The sequence below is a fragment of the Azospira restricta genome (genome assembly GCF_016858125.1).
GTDB lineage: Bacteria > Pseudomonadota > Gammaproteobacteria > Burkholderiales > Rhodocyclaceae > Proximibacter > Proximibacter restrictus.
In genome coordinates this window covers 2293892-2312367 of record NZ_CP064781.1, presented here as the reverse complement: position 1 = coordinate 2312367, position 18476 = coordinate 2293892, and the positions used below count along the sequence as shown (strand labels likewise).

The 18476-nt window shown below is 65.6% G+C and carries 23 protein-coding genes; 18 read left to right on the top strand and 5 right to left on the bottom strand.

Features of this window, described 5'->3' with window-relative positions; genetic code table 11:
* Window position 1: 1 nt before the first annotated feature.
* From IWH25_RS11390 to acs, 4 genes are all read right to left on the bottom strand, one after another.
* Entirely contained in the window at window positions 2-2038 is a 2037-nt protein-coding gene (locus tag IWH25_RS11390; protein ID WP_203385927.1) for a sodium:solute symporter family protein, read from the bottom strand.
* Between the two features lie 18 nt (window positions 2039-2056).
* Window positions 2057-2776 carry a 3'-5' exonuclease gene (locus tag IWH25_RS11385; protein ID WP_203385926.1) on the bottom strand — a complete coding sequence of 240 codons (720 nt, stop codon included), beginning with the start codon at window positions 2774-2776 and terminating at the stop codon, window positions 2057-2059.
* Window positions 2777-2780: 4 nt separating this feature from the next.
* A complete protein-coding gene (locus tag IWH25_RS11380; protein ID WP_203385925.1) occupies window positions 2781-4691 on the bottom strand; it encodes a DUF294 nucleotidyltransferase-like domain-containing protein in 1911 nt (636 codons plus the stop codon).
* Between the two features lie 213 nt (window positions 4692-4904).
* The gene (gene acs, locus IWH25_RS11375) at window positions 4905-6887 is read right to left on the bottom strand and encodes an acetate--CoA ligase (protein WP_203385924.1); all 1983 of its coding nucleotides are present in this window, start codon (window positions 6885-6887) and stop codon (window positions 4905-4907) included.
* Window positions 6888-7162: 275 nt separating this feature from the next.
* On the opposite strand from acs, the gene IWH25_RS11370 reads away from it, so the two are divergent.
* From IWH25_RS11370 to IWH25_RS11285, 18 genes are all read left to right on the top strand, one after another.
* Window positions 7163-7702 (top strand): TIGR00645 family protein, encoded by a 540-nt coding sequence (locus IWH25_RS11370; protein ID WP_203385923.1) that lies wholly within the window; start codon window positions 7163-7165, stop codon window positions 7700-7702.
* A 14-nt stretch (window positions 7703-7716) separates the two neighbouring features.
* Entirely contained in the window at window positions 7717-9252 is a 1536-nt protein-coding gene (locus IWH25_RS11365) for a fumarate hydratase (RefSeq protein ID WP_203385922.1), read from the top strand.
* Between the two features lie 67 nt (window positions 9253-9319).
* Complete coding sequence (locus tag IWH25_RS11360; protein WP_203385921.1) at window positions 9320-9664, top strand: RidA family protein; 345 nt, start codon at window positions 9320-9322, stop codon at window positions 9662-9664.
* A gap of 252 nt (window positions 9665-9916) precedes the next feature.
* Window positions 9917-10141, top strand: a complete 225-nt coding sequence (locus IWH25_RS11355) for an addiction module protein (protein ID WP_203385920.1) — start codon at window positions 9917-9919, stop codon at window positions 10139-10141.
* Window positions 10138-10431 carry a type II toxin-antitoxin system RelE/ParE family toxin gene (locus IWH25_RS11350; RefSeq protein WP_203385919.1) on the top strand — a complete coding sequence of 98 codons (294 nt, stop codon included), beginning with the start codon at window positions 10138-10140 and terminating at the stop codon, window positions 10429-10431. The genes IWH25_RS11355 and IWH25_RS11350 overlap by 4 nt, the downstream gene beginning before the upstream one ends.
* A 102-nt stretch (window positions 10432-10533) precedes the next feature.
* Window positions 10534-10914 carry a tautomerase family protein gene (locus IWH25_RS11345; protein WP_203385918.1) on the top strand — a complete coding sequence of 127 codons (381 nt, stop codon included), beginning with the start codon at window positions 10534-10536 and terminating at the stop codon, window positions 10912-10914.
* 54 nt (window positions 10915-10968) lie between these two features.
* Window positions 10969-11463: a hypothetical protein gene (locus IWH25_RS11340; RefSeq protein WP_203385917.1), complete on the top strand. Its 495-nt coding sequence runs from the start codon at window positions 10969-10971 to the stop codon at window positions 11461-11463.
* 4 nt (window positions 11464-11467) lie between these two features.
* Window positions 11468-11860, top strand: a complete 393-nt coding sequence (locus tag IWH25_RS11335) for a hypothetical protein (RefSeq protein WP_203385916.1) — start codon at window positions 11468-11470, stop codon at window positions 11858-11860.
* Window positions 11861-12046: 186 nt separating this feature from the next.
* Complete coding sequence (locus tag IWH25_RS11330; RefSeq protein ID WP_203385915.1) at window positions 12047-12550, top strand: M15 family metallopeptidase; 504 nt, start codon at window positions 12047-12049, stop codon at window positions 12548-12550.
* A 38-nt stretch (window positions 12551-12588) separates the two neighbouring features.
* Window positions 12589-13104, top strand: coding sequence for an OsmC family protein (locus IWH25_RS19080; RefSeq protein ID WP_238998870.1), 516 nt, complete (start codon window positions 12589-12591; stop codon window positions 13102-13104).
* Window positions 13105-13197: 93 nt separating this feature from the next.
* Window positions 13198-13755 (top strand): gamma carbonic anhydrase family protein, encoded by a 558-nt coding sequence (locus tag IWH25_RS11320; RefSeq protein WP_203385914.1) that lies wholly within the window; start codon window positions 13198-13200, stop codon window positions 13753-13755.
* A 181-nt stretch (window positions 13756-13936) separates the two neighbouring features.
* Entirely contained in the window at window positions 13937-14572 is a 636-nt protein-coding gene (locus tag IWH25_RS11315) for a VOC family protein (protein WP_203385913.1), read from the top strand.
* 46 nt (window positions 14573-14618) lie between these two features.
* The gene (locus IWH25_RS11310; protein ID WP_203385912.1) at window positions 14619-14924 is read left to right on the top strand and encodes a DUF1330 domain-containing protein; all 306 of its coding nucleotides are present in this window, start codon (window positions 14619-14621) and stop codon (window positions 14922-14924) included.
* Between the two features lie 47 nt (window positions 14925-14971).
* Entirely contained in the window at window positions 14972-15457 is a 486-nt protein-coding gene (locus tag IWH25_RS11305; RefSeq protein ID WP_203385911.1) for a VOC family protein, read from the top strand.
* A 1-nt stretch (window position 15458) separates the two neighbouring features.
* Window positions 15459-15857 carry a RidA family protein gene (locus IWH25_RS11300; protein ID WP_203385910.1) on the top strand — a complete coding sequence of 133 codons (399 nt, stop codon included), beginning with the start codon at window positions 15459-15461 and terminating at the stop codon, window positions 15855-15857.
* Between the two features lie 9 nt (window positions 15858-15866).
* Complete coding sequence (locus IWH25_RS11295; protein WP_203385909.1) at window positions 15867-16271, top strand: VOC family protein; 405 nt, start codon at window positions 15867-15869, stop codon at window positions 16269-16271.
* A 39-nt stretch (window positions 16272-16310) separates the two neighbouring features.
* Window positions 16311-16826 carry a hypothetical protein gene (locus tag IWH25_RS11290; protein WP_203385908.1) on the top strand — a complete coding sequence of 172 codons (516 nt, stop codon included), beginning with the start codon at window positions 16311-16313 and terminating at the stop codon, window positions 16824-16826.
* Window positions 16827-16970: 144 nt separating this feature from the next.
* Window positions 16971-17615, top strand: coding sequence for a 2OG-Fe(II) oxygenase family protein (locus IWH25_RS11285; protein ID WP_203385907.1), 645 nt, complete (start codon window positions 16971-16973; stop codon window positions 17613-17615).
* 78 nt (window positions 17616-17693) lie between these two features.
* Here the strand turns inward: IWH25_RS11285 and IWH25_RS11280 are convergent, their stop codons facing one another.
* Window positions 17694-18263, bottom strand: a complete 570-nt coding sequence (locus IWH25_RS11280; protein ID WP_203385906.1) for a GIY-YIG nuclease family protein — start codon at window positions 18261-18263, stop codon at window positions 17694-17696.
* Window positions 18264-18476: the final 213 nt, after the last annotated feature.

Genomic DNA, 18476 nt, shown 5'->3' with positions numbered 1-18476 from the left:
CTCAGCCGACCGGGTAGCGCAGACGCTCGACCAGCGCCTGCGTCTGCGGCGGCGGCGGGGCGGTGAGCAGGCTGACGACGACGATGACGACGAAGCCGACCGGCACCCCCCAGACGCCGGCCGAGGTGGACTGCACCTCCAGCCAGGGTTCCATGCCGATGCCGTGCAGGCCGAGCCAGGGGATGTTGTCGAACTGCACGCGCAGCATGTAGTAGAGGGTCATCGCCAACCCGGCGAGCATGCCGGCGATGGCGCCGGGCTTGTTCGCGCGCCGCCAGAAGATGCCCAGCACCAGCGCCGGAAAGAAAGAAGCGCCGGCGATCGAGAAGGCCCAGGCGACCATCGACAGGATCGTCGCCGGCTTCTGCGCGGCGACCATCGCCGCCATCACCGCCACCACCAGCAGCAGCGACTTCGAGATCACCAGCCGCCACTGCGTCGTCGCCTGCGGCCGGATCACCTTGTAGTAGACATCGTGCGACAGCGCCCCGGTGATCGTCAGCAGGAGGCCGTCGGCGGTCGACAGCGCGGCCGCCAGCGCACCGGCGGCGACCAGCCCGGAGACGACGTAGGGCAGGCCGGCGATCTCCGGCGTCGCCAGCACGATGACGTCCGGGTTCAGCGTCAGCTCGGCGAGCTGCAGCAGGCCGTCGCCGTTGATGTCCTCGATCGACACCAGGCCGAGCTTGCCCCAGGCGGCGATCCACCCCGGCAGCCTGGCGATCTCGCTGTTCACCAGATGCAGGTAGATCTCGTACTTGGCGAACACCGCGTAGGCCGGCGCCGTCAGGTACAACGCGAGGATGAACAGCAGCGACCAGAACACCGACTTGCGCGCCTCGCGCACGCTCGGCGTCGTGTAGTAGCGGACGAGGATGTGCGGCAGCGCGGCGGTGCCGACCATCAGGCAGAACACCAGCGTCAGGAAGTTGATGCGCGCGGCGTTGCGCTGCTCCTCGCTGGCGCCGGGGAAGGCCTCGGCGTGGTGGCTGGGTACCGCCGCCCGCTCCAGCGCCGCCTGCTTCGCCTCGCCCCACTTCGCGCGCGCCGCCTCCGGCGTCGCCGGCAGCTCGCGGCGCTGCCGCTCGAGCGCCAGCACCTCGCGCATCGACGCGTTGGCATCGAGCTTGCGCTCGTTGATCGCCGCCGACAGCTGCTGCTTCTCCTCGACGAGCGAGGCCGGCAGGCGCTCGATGCGCCCGGCGTAGGCGTCGGCGCGCTGCTGGTAGCGGCGGCGTGCGTCCTCTTCTGCCGGCAGGTGGAAGATCTGCGTCTCGAGCACGCGCACCTTCTCCAGCACCTCGCCGTAGACCAGCTGCGGCACCGGCACCGAGGTGACCTTCATCGACAGCAGCGTCACCGGCGCGATGTAGGCGATGATCAGGATCACGTACTGCGCGACCTGCGTCCAGGTCACCGCGCGCATGCCGCCAAGGAAGGAGCAGACGAGGATGCCGGCCAGCCCGAGGAAGATGCCGATCTCGAACTGCAGGCCGACGAAGCGGCTGGCGATCAGGCCGACGCCGTAGATCTGCGCGACCACGTAGACGAAGGACGCCAGCACCGCGGCGAAGACGCCGACCAGCCGCACCGCGTTGCCGCCGTAGCGCGCGGCGAGGAAGTCGGGAATCGTGTACTGGCCGAACTTCCGCAGGTAGGGGGCGAGGAACAGCGCCACCAGCACGTAGCCGCCGGTCCACCCCATCACGTAGGCCAGCCCCTGATAGCCGGAGAGGTAGAGGGTGCCGGCGAGCCCGATGAACGACGCGGCGCTCATCCAGTCGGCGCCGGTGGCCATGCCGTTGAACACCGCCGGCACGCGGCGGCCGGCGACGTAGTATTCGGAGACGTTGGCGGTGCGGCTCATGATGCCGATCGCCGCGTAGATCATGATCGTGAAGAAGAGGAAGGCGTAGCCGATCCAGCGCGGCGGCATCCCGTGCCGTTCGAGCAGCGCGAGCAGCGCGATCAGCGCCACGAAGCCGCCCGTGTAGGCCAGGTAGTAGCGGCGCAGCCGATCCGCGAGTTCCGAGTTCATCCCGCCGTCCGCTCCGTCCTAGCCGCCCCGGCGCACCCAGCGCCTGGCCTTCTCGGTGTCCATGAACACCTGCGCCGACTCCTTGCCGCGCGCGGCGCCGCGCGTCAGCGCCACCTGCAGCAGCTGCGCCGTCGCGTAGGCGTCGGCGACCGCGTTGTGGCGCAGGAAGTTGCCGATGCCGAACAGCCCCAGCCAGTCGTCGAGCTGCACCTGCGCATCGATGCGCTCGCGGAACAGCTCGGGCAGCACCCAGGCGAGATCGATCCACGGCAGCTCAAGCGAGACGCCGAGGTAGCGCTGCAGCGCGCGGTCGATCATCGCCTGGTCGAACTCGGCGTGGTAGGCGACCAGCGGCGCCTTGCCGATGTAGTCGAGGAAGGCGAGCAGCGCCGCCGCCGGCTCCATGCCGTCCTGCTGCGCGCTGCCGCCGATGCCGTGGATCAGGATGTTCTCGTGCGAGCTGACCTGCTCCTGGCGCAGCACTGCCTGGAAGCTGTCGGCGGGGTCGATCAGGCCGCCGCCGACCGCCACCGCGCCGATCGAGATCAGGTTGTCCTTGAGCATGTTGAGCCCGCTCGCCTCGACGTCGACCACCACGTAGCGCGTGCGGAAGTGCGGCTGCGTGAAGTCCTCGGCCGGCCGCTGGCGCCAGGCCTCCAGCGCCGCCGCCTGCGCCGGCGGCAGGTCGACCGCGGCAAAGGTCTCGCCGCCGCCGAACAGGTTCTTCAGCCAGCGCATCGCGTCACACCTGGTAGTCCAGCTTCAGCCGCTGCTGCAGCTTGCGCGCCTGGCGGAACGACTCCTTCAGGATGCGCCGGTCGAGTTCGTTCAGCTGCTCGGGGTTGATGAAGTTGTCGCCCGGGCGGCCGTGCTCGTTCTCGAAATGCTGGTGCCGCAAGCGCAGCAGCTGGATGAAGTTGAAGCCCTCGACGATCGCCGCCGTTTCGTCGGGCGCCATGCCCAGGCGCTGGCCGGCGAGGCGGATGCGCTGCACGGTGTTGGTGTTGTAGAGGCCGGTGGCCAGCGCGAAGATGCGCGCCGCGTCGATGAACAGTCGCGCGCCGTAGGTCTTCAGGTCGATGCAGCCGGGATGGTCGGGACTCAAGTCGGTCACGAAATCGCGGATCTTGCCCAGCGGCGGCTGCACCGTGAGCGCGTTGCCGGCCATCATGCGCAGGAAAACCCCCTGCGACTTGACCATGTTCAGGAGGCTCATGCGCAGCCGGTCGGCGAGGTGCGTCGCGCCGTGCAGCGCGCGGAAGTCGAAGAAGATCGACGCGTTCAGCAGCGCCTTCGGCTCCGGCACGCGGATCCACTTCGAAAACTTCTCCTCCCAGGCCTCCAGCGTCAGGCACAGCTCGGGATTGCTGGCCATGATGTTGCCCTTGCAGAACGGGAAGCCGACCGCGTCGAGGTCGCGGTTCACGTCCTGCGCGAAGCCGAGCAGGCGCAGCTCGAGCTCCTCGCGGTTCATGATGTCCGGACAGATGTAGATGATCCCGTTGTCCTGGTCGGTGCTGAAGGTCTGCTCGTCGCGCCCTTCCGAGCCGAACGACAGCCAGGCCCACTCGATGCCGTAGAGGTCGTGCGTGGCGAGGTTCAGCTGGATCACGCGTCGCGTCACGGTGTCGTTCAGCGCCGAGATGAACTGCGTCAGCTGTTCGGCGCCGACGCCCTGCGCCAGCATGTTGAGCGCCAGCTGGCGCACGTCGGCACCGGCCTGCTTCAGCACCGCGATGTTCTGCGCGCCCTCGATCGACTGGCGGATCTGCCGCAGGCCGACGCGCTGCAGCGTGAACAGGTCGCGCTCGGAGACGACGCCCTTCAGCCGTCCCTCGCCGTCGACGGCGAGCACGTGGCGCACGCTGTGCATCGCCATCGCCAGCGCCGCGTCGTAGACATGCGCATGCTCGGACAGCGCGTGCGGATGCGGCGACATCACGTCGGCGATCGGGCGATCGAGCGACAGGCCGGGGAGCAGGATGCGCTTCAGCGCGTCCGACTGCGTGAAGATGCCGATCGGCTGCCGGTTCTCGTCGACCACCACCATCGAACCGACGTGGCCGGAGACCATGGTCTCGACCACCTGCCGGATCGGCGTCTCCGGCGCGACCGAGACCGGCGCCTTGGTGATGATCGCCGACAGCGGCGAGCTCATCGACTGCTGCTCGGCGGCGCGCTGCGCGAACTGCACCTGCAGCTGGCGGCGCGACTGGTTGAGCAGGGTCGCGATGTACTGCGTGCAGAACAGGTTGAACTGCTGGCTCATCTGCATCAGCTGCACGAAGTCGTCGGCGGCGAGCTGGTAGCAGAAGGTGTCCTCGAGCGCGAGGTAGGAATTGGTCGAGGCGCGGCGCGCCATCACCGAGCCGATCGGGAAGCATTCGCCGGTGCCCAGCGTCAGCGACGAGTATTCGGTGACGTTGATCTCGCCCGACTGGCGGGCGAGCACCTTGCCGCGCTGGATGATGTAGAAGGTATTCACCGGCCCCATCTCGGGGGTGACGATGTGCGAGTCCTTCGGGAAGTAGCCGAGCCTGGCGCGCTCGGCGAGGAAGGCCAGCGCCTCGCGCTCCATGCGGTCGAACGGCGAATGACGGCGCAGCGCCTCGATCGTCGCATCCACCAGCATCCTGGTCGCGTGTGTACTCATACCCCCTTCGCCCTCCCAGGCGGACAAATAAAAAGGCCGGCGCTGAAATCAGCGCCGGCCAACATGAGGCGGTCTCTCCTCCGCTTCAACTCCGGACGCATCCACTGTGATTGTAGGCCAGTTGAACACGTCCCTGTCTCCTCCGCCCGCATTCTCCATGCTCTTGAGCGGGTCGGAATGCGCCGGCCGGAGCCCTGCCGGCGCATGTCCTGCTTAACCTGCGGCCTGCTTGAGCTGGTCGAGGATCGCCGGGTTCTCCAGCGTGGAAACGTCCTGGGTGATCTCCTCGCCCTTCGCCAGCGAACGCAGCAGACGGCGCATGATCTTGCCGGAACGGGTCTTCGGCAGGTTCTCGCCGAAGCGGATGTCCTTCGGCTTGGCGATCGGACCGATCTCCTTGCCGACCCAGTCCTGCAGTTCCTTGACCACCTTCTTCGCCTCGTCGCCGTTCGGGCGGGCGCCCTTCAACACGACGAAGGCGCAGATCGCCTCGCCGGTGAGGTCGTCCGGACGGCCGACGACGGCGGCTTCCGCGACCTTCGGGTTCGACACCAGCGCCGACTCGATTTCCATCGTGCCCATGCGGTGGCCGGAGACGTTCAGCACGTCGTCGATGCGGCCCATGATCGTGAAGTAGCCGTTCTTGGCGTCACGCACCGCGCCGTCGCCGGCGAGGTAGAGCTTGCCGCCGAGGTCTTCCGGGTAGTACGACTTCTTGAAGCGGTCCGGATCGCCCCAGATGGTGCGGATCATCGACGGCCACGGCTTCTTGACGACGAGGAAGCCGCCCTTGCCCCAGTCCACTTCGGTACCGGTCTCGTCGACGATGGTCGCCTGGATGCCCGGGAAGGGCAGCGTGCAGGAACCCGGCACCAGCGGCGTCACGCCCGGCAGCGGGGTGATCATGTGGCCGCCGGTCTCGGTCTGCCAGAAGGTGTCCATGATCGGGCACTTGCCGCCGCCGACGTTGTTGTAATACCACATCCAGGCTTCCGGGTTGATCGGCTCGCCGACCGAACCGAGGATGCGCAGGCTGGACAGGTCGTAGTTCTTCGGCGCCACCGCCGGGTTGGTGTCGGCGGCCTTGATCAGCGAACGGATCGCCGTCGGCGCGGTGTAGAAGATGGTGGCCTTGTGGTCCTGGATCATCTTCCAGAAGCGGCCGGCATCCGGGTAGGTGGGCACGCCTTCGAAGACGATCTCGGTGCCGCCGCAGGCGAGCGGGCCGTAGGTGATGTAGGTGTGGCCGGTAACCCAGCCGATGTCGGCGGTGCACCAGAAGACGTCGTTGGCCTTCAGGTCGAAGGTCCACTTGGTGGTCAGGATCGCGTGCAGCAGGTAGCCGCCCGACGAGTGCTGGACGCCCTTCGGCTTGCCGGTCGAGCCCGAGGTGTAGAGCAGGAACAGCGGGTGTTCGGCTTCGACCCACTCCGGTTCGCAGGTGGTGGCCTGGCCGGCGACGGCGTCGGCCCAGGTGATGTCGCGGCCGGCAACCATGTTGCAGGCGCCGCCGGTGCGCTGGTAGACGAACACGGTCTTGATCGACTCGCAGCCGCCGAGGCCGATCGCCTCGTCGACCGCCGGCTTCAGCGGGATCGCCTTGCCGCCGCGGCACTGCTCGTCGGCGGTGATGATGGCGACGGCGCCGGCGTCATTGACGCGGTCGCGGATCGACTGCGCCGAGAAGCCGCCGAAGACCACCGAGTGGATGGCGCCGATGCGGGCACAGGCTTGCATGGCGACGATGCCTTCGACCGACATCGGCAGGTAGATGACGACGCGGTCGCCCTTCTTGACGCCGCGCGCCTTCAGCGCGTTGGCGAACTGACAGGTCTTCGCCAGCAGTTCCTTGTAGGTGACCCGGGTCACCTTGCCGTCGTCGGCTTCGAAGATCAGCGCGACCTTGTCGCCGAGGCCGGCATCGACGTTCTTGTCGAGGCAGTTGTACGAGACGTTGAGCTTGCCGTCCTCGAACCACTTGTAGAACGGGTAGTTGGCTTCGTTGAGGGTCTTGGTGAAGGGCTGCTTCCAGACCAGGTGCTCCTTGGCGAGGCGCGCCCAGTAACCTTCGTAGTCCTTGTCGGCTTCGGCGCACAGCGCCTTGTACGCCTCCATGCCCGGAACGGCCGCGTTCTTCACCAGATCCGCCGGGGGATCGAAAACGCGGTTTTCCTGCAGGACGGATTCAATAGCCATTTAGCATCTCCTAATGAGGTTGACTGAGCGTATGGTGGAAGCCCCGTTCCTTCATTCCGTAGGGCCGGAAACGGAAAATTGCCCGGGATGGGGCAGCGGGACTGCAGCCGGCCGGCGGAACTCCCTAACCATCCGCCTTCCGGGACCGTTCCGGATTAGACCCGCCAAGCCTTACAGCGGGCTTACACGCAAACCTTGTGGCTGCGCGGCTTTCGCTGCACTGCAACATCGAGACGGTGCTAAAATCCGGGCTCTTTTTTCGCACATCTTCAGCAATGAATCAAATCGTCAAAGTTCTCGAAACCACGATTTTCGCCAGCCGCTGGGTCCAGGCGCCGCTCTACCTCGGCCTGATCATTGCCCAGGTGGTCTATTGCTACCTGTTCATGATCGAGCTCTCGCACCTCGTGCACAACGCGTTCGGCGGCAAGCCGATCAGCGAGGCCGACGTGATGCTGGTCGTGCTCGGACTGATCGACGTGGTGATGATCGCCAACCTGCTGATCATGGTCATCGTCGGCGGCTACGAGACCTTCGTTTCGCGCCTCGACCTCGAAGGCCACCCGGACCAGCCGGAATGGCTGTCGCACGTCAATGCCGGCGTGCTGAAAATCAAGCTGTCGACGGCGATCATCGGCATCTCGTCGATCCACCTGCTGAAGACCTTCATCAACGCCAGCAACCTGAGCGAACACACGATCAAGTGGCAGGTGATCATCCACGTCGTGTTCCTCATCTCCGCCGCGGCCATGGCCTGGGTGGACAAGCTGATGAACGAAACGCTGATTCTGCAGCACCAGTCGAAACACCACTGAACGAGAGAGCCATCATGACCGCCATCAAGCAGGAAGACCTGATCCAGTCGATCGCCGACGCCTTCCAGTACATCAGCTACTACCACCCGCTCGACTACATCAGCGCGCTGGGCGAAGCCTACGAGCGCGAGGAGTCGCCGGCGGCGAAGGACGCGATCGCGCAGATCCTGACCAACAGCCGCATGTCGGCCGAAGGCCACCGCCCGATCTGCCAGGACACCGGCATCGGCATGGTCTTCCTCAAGGTCGGCATGAACGTCACCTGGCCGGACGCGACGATGAGCCTGCAGAAGATGGTCGACGAAGGCGTCCGCCGCGCCTACGCCAACCCGGACAACCCGCTGCGCGCCTCGGTGCTGGCCGACCCGGCCGGCGCCCGCAGGAACACCAAGGACAACACCCCGGCCGTCGTGCACTTCGAGATCGTCGAGGGCGACGGCGTCGAGGTCATCTGCGCCGCCAAGGGCGGCGGCTCTGAAGCGAAGTCCAAGTTCGCCATGCTCAACCCCTCCGACGACCTGGTCGACTGGGTGCTCAAGAAGATCCCGGAAATGGGCGCCGGCTGGTGCCCGCCGGGGATCATCGGCATCGGCATCGGCGGCACGCCGGAGAAGGCGATGCTGCTGGCCAAGGAATCGATCATGGCGCCGGTCGACATCCACGAGCTGAAGGACAAGGCCGCCTCCGGCGCCAAGCTGACCCGCGCCGAGGAACTGCGCCTCGAGCTGTACGAAAAGGTCAACGCGCTCGGCGTCGGCGCCCAGGGCCTCGGCGGCCTGACCACGGTGCTCGACGTCAAGGTGCTCGACTACCCGTGCCACGCCGCCAACCTGCCGGTGGCCCTCGTCCCGAACTGCGCCGCCACCCGCCACTGCCACTTCCACCTCGACGGCTCCGGCCCGGCCCACCTGCCGACGCCGAAGCTCGAGGACTGGCCGGCGGTGACCTGGACGCCGGACCTCAAGTCGGCCACCCGCGTCGACCTGAACACGCTGACCAAGGAGCAGGTCGCCGCGTGGAAGCCGGGCCAGAAGCTGCTCTTGAACGGCAAGATGCTGACCGGCCGCGACGCCGCGCACAAGCGCATCTCCGACATGCTGGCCAAGGGCGAGCAGCTGCCGGTCGACTTCACCAACCGCGTCATCTACTACGTCGGCCCGGTCGACCCGGTGCGCGACGAAGTGGTCGGCCCGGCCGGCCCGACGACGGCGACCCGCATGGACAAGTTCACGCGCATGATGCTGGAGCAGACCGGCCTCATCTCGATGATCGGCAAGTCCGAGCGCGGCCCGGTCGCGATCGAGGCGATCAAGGACAACAAGAGCGCCTACCTGATGGCCGTCGGCGGCGCCGCCTACCTGGTCGCCAAGGCGATCAAGTCGGCCAAGGTCGTCGGCTTCGCCGACCTCGGCATGGAAGCGATCTACGAGTTCGAGGTGCAGGACATGCCGGTGACGGTCGCCGTCGACTCGTCGGGCACCTCGGTGCACAACACCGGCCCGAAGGAGTGGCAGGCGAAGATCGGCAAGATTCCGGTCGCCGTCGCGTAACGACCGCAGCGCCCACCGAAGCCGGCCGCGATTCCGCGGCCGGCTTTTCCTTTCTGGAGCCCCACGCATGGATATCGAACGCCACGGCACCACCCGCCGCTACTCCGACGTCGTCGCCCACGGCGACACCGCCTACCTGGTCGAAGTGCCGGAGACGCTGACCGCCGACATCGCCACGCAGACGCGCGAGGTGCTGGCCAGCATCGAGCGCCTGCTCGCCCGCGCCGGCAGCGACAAGACCCGCCTCTTGATGGTCACCATCTACCTCAGCGACATGCGCGAGTACGCGGCGATGAACGAAGTCTGGGACGACTGGGTGCCCGAAGGCACGGCGCCGGTGCGCGCCTGCGTCGAGGCGCGGCTGGCGAACCCCGGCTACCGCGTGGAGATGGTGGTGACCGCGGCGCGCTGAGCAAGCGCGATTCCGGGTGCTATGCTTCCGGAAAGCGCCGGCCGCCGGCCAGGCGGGCACCGGCCCCCGGACGCAGTCACTCGGGAAAGGGCAAGCCATGAAACCGTCCGAAGCGCTCGGCACCCATCGCGAAGCCATCCACCGGGAACGGCATCGGCGCCTCGCGTCTGCCAGCGGACGAAGCGCCGTCGTCACCCGCAATGCCCGCGTGGATATCGCAGTACAATTACCCTCGTCCACTGGAGGCATGCTATGAGTAGCCAACTGGAAATGCTCGAAGCCGAGGCCCTCAAGCTCACCGCGGGCGAGCGCGCGGCGTTCGCCCAGCTCCTGCTCGCCAGCCTCGACGAAGATGCGGAGATCGAAGAGGCGTGGGCCGCTGAAACCGAGCGCAGGATCGCGGAAATCGAGAGCGGCGCAGTACAAGCCGTTCCCATCGCCGACGCACTGGCTCAGGTTCGCGCCGCGCTTAAGTGAAGCTCGTCATTTCGCCGGCAGCACTCGCCGAACTGCAGGACGCAGCCGCCTTCTATGCGTTGAAGGCAAATGCCGAACTCGGTCTGGCGTTTGTCGCCGAGTTCGAGCGAACGGCGAACCTCGTTCTAGACCACCCTCAACTCGGCGCGGCATTTCGAGGCACTCGCCGGCAGTACTCGCTCCGCCGATTTCCCTTCCGCATCATCTACCAAGCGACAGCGGAGGAGCTCCGCATTCTGGCGGTCGCGCACCACAGGCGACGCCCGGGATACTGGGCGAATCGAAAATAGCGCGAGCATACGCATGGTATGCTCACGGCAAGACCGGCGCCCGACGCGAAGCCCTGCCGCAGGAGCACCGGCACCGTCGACGCCACCGGAGAGAGCCCCGCCATGCCCATCGTCACCATCACCGTGCGCAAGCCGAAGACCGCAGAATTCAAGAAGACCGTGCTGTCGGCGATCCAGGCCGCGCTGGTGACGGTCGGCGTGAACGTCAACGACCGCTTCCACCGCGTGCTCGAACTCGACGGCGACGATTTCCACTACGACCCGACCTTCCCCGACGTGCGCACCGCCCGCACCGACGACTTCGTCCTCGTCGAAATCCTTCTCGGCACCGGCCGCAGCGTCAAGGTCAAGAAGCAGATTCTCAACGGCATCGTCGAGCGCCTGGCGGCGACCGGCTTCGACCCGGAAAACCTGATGGTCTGCTTCCAGGACGTGCCGTGGGAGAACTGGTCGCCGGCCGGCGGGCGCGTGCCGCATGCGTAGGCAGAGTCGCACCGGACCCAGCCGCCGGAACGCCCACTGAGCGCCGGGAAAGCCATGCGCACCTCCCACCAGGCCAAAGCCCTTTTGGCGGCCGCGCTGACTTGCTTGTTGTTGTCTGGTTGCACCAGCGGCGACGCGAGCATCAGCGCGCAAGTCGAAGCGCTGCTCAAAGCCCGACCGGCAACGCATATCGATTTGGCGCAGATCGGTCCCGCATCATGGGAAAGGATTTGCGTACTGAAGCCCTACACGACCAACGCGCATGCGGAACAGGTACTTGGCTTCGCGTGGGACGCCGAACGCAACACGTCGATCGCGGGAAATGAGGGCATCAACGTCCTGGTTTTCACGCAAGGCCGGGAAGTGGCAGCCTACACCGAACACCCACGGAGCAAGGGGGATTTTTCGAGAATGCAGCCTTCGTGCCTCCCGCGAACGCGAGCCATCGTGATCCGGGAGCAAATGAGCAACGGTTGGGTGTTTCTGGTCTCTAGCCAGCTTGCCCACCACAAATCGACAGCAAGCGACTCCTCCAATCTTGCCCGTTAAGCGCATGAAAATACTCAGCCTGCTCTTCGCCGCTTGCGCGACGCTTTCCGCCTCACACGCCGAAGAAACCTGCTCGCTGAACACCATCCTGAATGGCCGGCCGCTGTCGTCGCTTCCCCGCATCGACAAGCTGCCGAGTGCCGACACCGACAGCAAGCCCGAACACGTCTCCCTCTATTGTGCGCAACACGCCATGGTCAGCGACGCTTTCGGCTACTGGGCCGTGATCGATCGCAAGAACGGCATCGTCTGGCTGAATCAATACGGAGGCTATGCCGGCGTCCAACAGTGGTACGGACCGATCCCCGTCGCAGCGAAAACCATCGACTGGTGCCTTTCCCACCGCTCCGCCTGCCCACCGCGTACCGGCCTCGACGGCGCCGCCAAGGCGCAATGAGCCCCATCCTCTCGTCAATCAACCAAAAGGATTGCCGCCGATGAACCCCAAAGCCCTCTGCACCCTGCGGGCCCCTTTTCCCGCTTTCCCCGCGCAAGTGCCCGGCGCCTGAACGCGATGAATCCACGCCTTGCCGCGCTCTGTAGCGAGCTGGGGATAACCGGCGAACAGATAGCGGCGCGCGGCTTGAGCGAGCACACGGAAGCGAGCGTCCTCGAAGTTGCCGAAGCCGGCGCCGGGGGACGCGACCATCTGCTGACCCCGGCAGCGGCAAACGCCTGGCGCAATCTCAAGGCCGCAGCCCTCGCCGACGGCGTCTCGCTCTTCATCGTCTCGGCCTTCCGCAGCATCGACCGCCAGTTCGAGATCGTTCGGCGAAAGCGGGAACGCGGCACGGCGATCGACACAATCCTGTCCGTTTGCGCACCTCCCGGCTTCAGCGAGCACCACACCGGGCGCGCCATCGACCTATCGACTCCCGGCTGTCGGCCGCTTGAAACCGAGTTCGATCAAACCATGGCATTTTCCTGGCTCAGCGCGCATGCGGCCGAGTTCGGCTACCGCCTCTCGTATCCCGTCGGCAATCCGCAGGGCTACCAATATGAGCCATGGCATTGGTGTTTCGACGACATCCACCGCCCCGCCTGCCCGCCGCGCTCCGGCCTCGACGGCACCGCCGAGGCACAATGAATGCCCCCTCGCCAAATCAACCGAAAGGAATCCCGCCGATGAACCCCGAAACCCTCCGCGCGCTGCAGGCGCCGCTCAAGGAACGCTACCGCGACACCCCGGAAGCCGCGCTGGTCACGCTGCGCGCGCAGGGCCGCCTCGGCGACGGCGTCAGCTGCCGCATCGAGACCGGCAAGGCGCTGGTCGAGGCCGGCCTGCATCCGGCCACCGGCGGCAGCGGGCAGGCCGCGTGCTCCGGCGACATGCTGCTCGAAGCGCTGGTCGCCTGCGCCGGCGTCACGTTGAACGCGGTGGCCACCGCGCTCGGCATCGAACTGCGCGACGCCACGCTGCAGGCCGAGGGCGACCTCGACTTTCGCGGCACGCTCGGCGTCGCCAAGGAGGCGCCGGTCGGTTTCCGGAACATCCGCCTCAACTTCACGCTCGACACCGACGCCAGCGAGGAGCAGCTCGCCACGCTGCTGCGCCTGACCGAGCGCTACTGCGTCGTGTACCAGACGCTGGCGCACCCGCCGGCGCTCGCCGTCAGCCGCAAGCGCGCCGGCCGGGACTGAGGCGACGGGGTTATCATTCGCCTGCCGGCGCGCGGCCGGCCGCCCATAAAACCATCGGCCGCACTCCCCCAACCTGCCCCGACCCTTGCCGCCATGCCGCTTTCCCCGTATCTCGACACCTTCCCGGTTCTCGCCGAGGGAACCTATGTTCATGACTCCGCCCAGGTGATCGGCGACGTCACGCTCGGCCGCGACAGCTCGCTGTGGTGCAACGCCGTCCTGCGCGGCGACGTCAACCGCATCGTCGTCGGCGACTGCAGCAACATCCAGGACCTGACGATGGGCCACGTCTCGCACCGGAACACGGCGAAGCCGGACGGCTCGCCGCTGCTGATCGGCAGCCACGTCACCGTCGGCCACGCGGTGATCCTGCACGGCTGCACGATCGGCGACGAATGCCTGATCGGCATGGGCTCGATCGTCATGGACGACGCCGTGATCGAGCCCCGCGTGATGCTCGGCGCCGGCAGTCTGGTGGCGCCGGGCAAGGTGCTGGAAAGCGGCTTCCTCTACGTCGGCCGGCCGGCGGCGAAGCTGCGGCCGCTGACCGCCGACGAGATCGCCTATCTCCGCTATTCGGCCGAGCACTACGTGCGGGTGAAGAACAACCACCTCGCCAGCGCGAACGGCGACGGCGCAGCTCCCCGATAACGACGCCCGGCAGCGACGACTGCGCGCCGGTCGAGATGCTGCCCGGCCGGTGGGTGCCGCACGCGGAAAACTGTTATCCCCGCTGGCAGCCCCTTCTGTTGCGCATGCAACCGGCCGATCCGCGCTAAGCTTTCGCCACCCCGGCCACGCCGGCCGGCCTACGCCCTGTGGAGAACGCCGCTTGCCGCACTGCCTGATCGACCACCTCACCGTCACCGCGCCGTCGCTCGCCGCCGGCGCCGAGTTCGTGCGCGCCGCGCTCGGCGTCGCGCCGCAGGCCGGCGGCGAACATCCGCGCATGGGCACGCACAACCTGCTGCTGCGGCTCGGCGACGCCCGCTTCCTCGAAGTCATCGCCGCCAACCCGGCGGCGCCGGCGCCGGACCGGCCGCGCTGGTTCGCGCTCGACACGCTGACGCCGCAGTCGCGCCCGACGCTGGCCACCTGGGTGGCGCGCACCGCCGACATCCATGCGGCCGCCGCCGCGTCGTCCGAGCCGCTCGGCGCGATCGAGCCGATGCGCCGCGGCACGCTCGACTGGCTGATCACGATTCCCGCCGACGGCGCGCTGCCGCTCGGCGGCGTCGCGCCGGCACTGATCGAATGGCACACCGACGCGCACCCGGCGGCCGGCCTGCCCGATCACGGCCTCGCGCTGGCCGGGCTGGAGCTCCTTCACCCCGAGCCCGAGCGTGTCAGCCGGCTGCTGCGTTCGCTCGGCCTCGCCGATGCGGCGACCGTATCGGCGGCGGCGACGCCCGCCGTCGTCGCGCACATCGACACGCCGCAAGGACGGCGCCGGCTGGCCGTGCCCTGAGCGCCCCCCCCCTTTCCCCAACGACTGCAAGACCAAGGAGAACACAATGACCAAAGGCTACTGGATCGCCCGCGTCGACATCACCGACATGGAGAAGTACAAGGACTACATCGCCGCCAACGCCGCCGCGTTCAGCAAGTACGGCGCCCGCTTCCTGGTGCGCTCCGGGCGCTCCGAAACCCCCGAGGGCACGAGCCGCGCGCGCAACGTGGTGATCGAGTTCCCGTCGTACCAAGCGGCGCTCGACTGCTGGCACTCGCCCGAATACCAGCACGCGATCACGCTGCGGAAGGACGTGTCGACCATCGACCTGGTCATCATCGAAGGCTACGACGGCCCGCAGCCCGCATAGCCGCGACGCGGCCGCCCACCTTCATCGACCGCACGCGAGGTTCCGCCATGCCCGACGTCATCGGCATCGACCACATCTACATCGCCGTCGCCGACCTCGACCGCTCGGAGTCGTTCTACGACCGGGTTCTCGTCGATACCCTCGGCTTTCGCAAGAAGCGCTTCGCCCTCGGCAGCGAGCCGCACGTCCACTACTTCAACCGCCACTTCGGCTACGTCCTGCGGCCGGCGCGCCACGCCACGGCGCACGACGCCTACGCGCCCGGCCTACACCACTTCTGCCTGCGCGTCGACTCGGCCGACGACGTGGCGGCGACCGCCGCGCGCCTGCGCGCCCTCGGCATCGCCGCCTCACCGGCGGAGCATCGCCCCGAGTACGCTCCCGACTACTGGGCGACCTTCTTCAGCGACCCGGACGGCATCCGCCTGGAAGTGACCAACTACCGCCAGGAGCGGCGCGAGCGCCACGACCGCTGGCCGACGACGGACGGCGGCACCGACGCGAGCGCCGAGGCAGCCGGCCGCGGGGACTGACATGAAGACGCCCGTCGACACCGTCACCCCCGCCGGCATGTTCGCGCCGATCGGCGCCTACAGCCACCTGACCCGCGCCGGGTCCTTGATCATGATTTCGGGAACGCCCGGCGTCGATCCCGCCAGCGGGCAGCTGGCCGGCGCCGACGCCTACCGCCAGGCGCGCCAGATCGTCCGCAATTTCCGCCTGCTGCTCGCCGAAGTCGGCGCGGAACTGCGCGACGTGATGCATGTCAATGTCTTCCTGAAGCGCGTCGAGGATTTCGCCGAGATGAACCGCGGCTACGCGGAGGAATTCGGCGAGCACCTGCCGGCGCGCACGGTGATCTGCGTCGCCGACCTGCCGAAGGCCGGCGCCCTGATGACGATGAACCTGACCGCGGTCGCCGCCCCCGCCTAGGATGACGCGATGCTCGTACTCGACCACGTCTCGATCTCCGTCCCCGACCTCGACGCCGCCCGCCCGTTCTACGACGCGGTGATGGCGGCGCTCGGCGTCGCCAAGGTCTACGACCGCGCCGACGCGCTCGGCTACGGCGTGCGCTGCAACGCCGTCGAGGACTTCCATTCCTGCCTCGCCGTCTATCAGTCGGCCGGCGCCAACCTCGACGCGAAACGCCACTGGTGCTTCAAGGCGACGACGCGCGCCCAGGTGCGCGCCTTCCATGCCGCCGGCCTCGCCCACGGCGGCCGCGACGACGGCGGGCCGGGGCTGCGCCCGCACTACCATGCGCACTACTACGGCGCCTTCCTGCTCGACCCCTGCGGCAACCGCGTCGAGGCGGTGTGCCACCGCGCCGAGGACGGCGATTGACGGCCATCGCGCTATATCCAATATTCAAAAGGAATATCCATGTCTGGCAACGAGCTACCGGATACGAACATCTTGCAACCAACGATTGAACCGCTCTTCAATGCGACTGACGATAAATGGGTTCTCATGGTCGGGAAGTACATCATCAACATGGGTGGCGTTGAAGCCGCCACGCGCTTACTGATCTCCATTGTTGATCGGTCGGATAACTCGCCGGTTATGAGCGGAGATCTGCCTTCTAGACTCGGCTACCTGCGCCGCAGGTTCCCTCGCGAACCAAAGGAGCGGCATTCCCGAGCAATGGCAGTCTTCGAAATTGCAGCCAAGCATGTTGGCTTCAGGAACATCGTGGCTCACAGTCCGATCATCATCACGGGGCACGCCGACGGTAGTCGCCACGTCCAAGGCATCCTGAACATAACGCCCAATGACCCTTTCAAGGCAGGCGAGCTCGTTGGCCTCGATGAACTTCATAGTCGTGTCGATGAATCGGCTGCTCTCTCGCGCGACCTGCTTAGCATGCAAGAGATATTCCGCAATGCTGTAGCAACCTAGAGCATCATTGTCCCCTGCTTGCTACAGCGCTTCGCCAGTTGCCGCAGGACCACTAAACAAAAGTAAACAAAAGGGGTCTGACCCCTTTTTTCCCTCCACTTCCACGTTGAACGCCTGGAGCAAACGATTTGCCGGAGGTCGCCGATGGTCAAGAAAGGCAATCCGTGGGTTGAAGCATCGGACGTTATTCCGATGTTTCCCACCTTGGTCTGGAAACTTCAGCTCAAGGCGGAAATCCACGATGCGATAGACGCAAGGATTCTCGCGATGCTTGAAGAAGCGAGGCGGGATTTGCCCGAAATTGGGCTCGGCCAAGGGTGGCAGTCAGACCAAACGCTGCATGAACGCAAGGAGCTCCAGGAACTCGTTTCATGCATCCGTAACGCGACGAAGAGCGTCCTGCAGTTCTTGCGCATCGCCGATGACGCCTTCGAAATTACTGGCTGCTGGGCCACTGTTCTCGCCAAGGGTGCTATGCACAGGGCTCACAGCCACCCCAACAACTTCTTGAGCGGCGTCTACTACGTCCGTACTCAGCAGGGTGCCGATGCAATAAACTTTCATGACCCGAGGCATCAGGCAAGCGTCATCAGGCCGCCCGTGGTGGAGCTCACGGCCGAGAATACTGACCAGGTCGTTGTCAGAGTGACCAACGGGACCCTCCTGCTGTTCCCTTCCTATCTGGAACACTCCGTCGACAGCAACACCAGTGAAGAAAAGAGAATCAGCCTAAGCTTCAACATCATGTTCACTTCGTTCACCGAGAAACTTAGCCGACCTCTGTGGTGAGAAAAGGGGTCTGAGCTGAGCTGACTCCTTATGAGCCCTGATGCAACGCCGTTGGAGAAGAATAAGCCCAGCCCTTTTTTACTTAGCTTTATTTACCCCTGTAATTTCATCGAACACATCAACCGCGACCAAGAGGTGGCACTTAAAAAGTTCCCTAGAAGCACCAGACTTTGATCCGTAATCCAGTACAACTTGATAGTCCTTTAAGGCTGCCTGAATCTCATTTTCGACACGCCCAGCCTCTAAGCAGAGTACGGCGTTGACAATTTTCCAGTTCGTTCGACCTCCGCATTTATGCGAATTGAGTTCTTCCGCTCGCAGATCCAGATTCTTTTTTTTAGAGCTACCGATTTTTATCAAAATTTTCGGACTCAGCGACAACGCAAGGTAGACGTACCCTGTATCACGGTACCGTTTTGAGAATGCGATACTTGATGGATCGCATTGTATGCACTTGCCATGGCGACTCCGCATCCGATGTCCTTCAGCGGCACAACGAGAATCCGTAATGGCCACCCTCGCTCCATTTTCCTTCATCACCAGTTGGTACTCCTGTCGACACTGCCCTCTTGCATCAAGCACACCCTCCAATGGGATGTCGTACCGGCACAGAAACTGGCGTTCATCTCTCGTAAGTTTGATAACCATGTCAATTGCTCGTTTTCGAATCTGGATAAATCGTTGCTACAAGTCGATCCTGAAAGTAGACGTCAGCCTGTCTGCAAACTGCCTGTCTTTTTTGCAGCCAACCGACAAGTTCCGAGAGAGATATGTCCATTACGGCCGTAGTTAGCTCTACCCTGTTGTGGGCTTCTACGTTGACACGCAAAACATCCTTCGGTGATCGTAATTCGATATCTA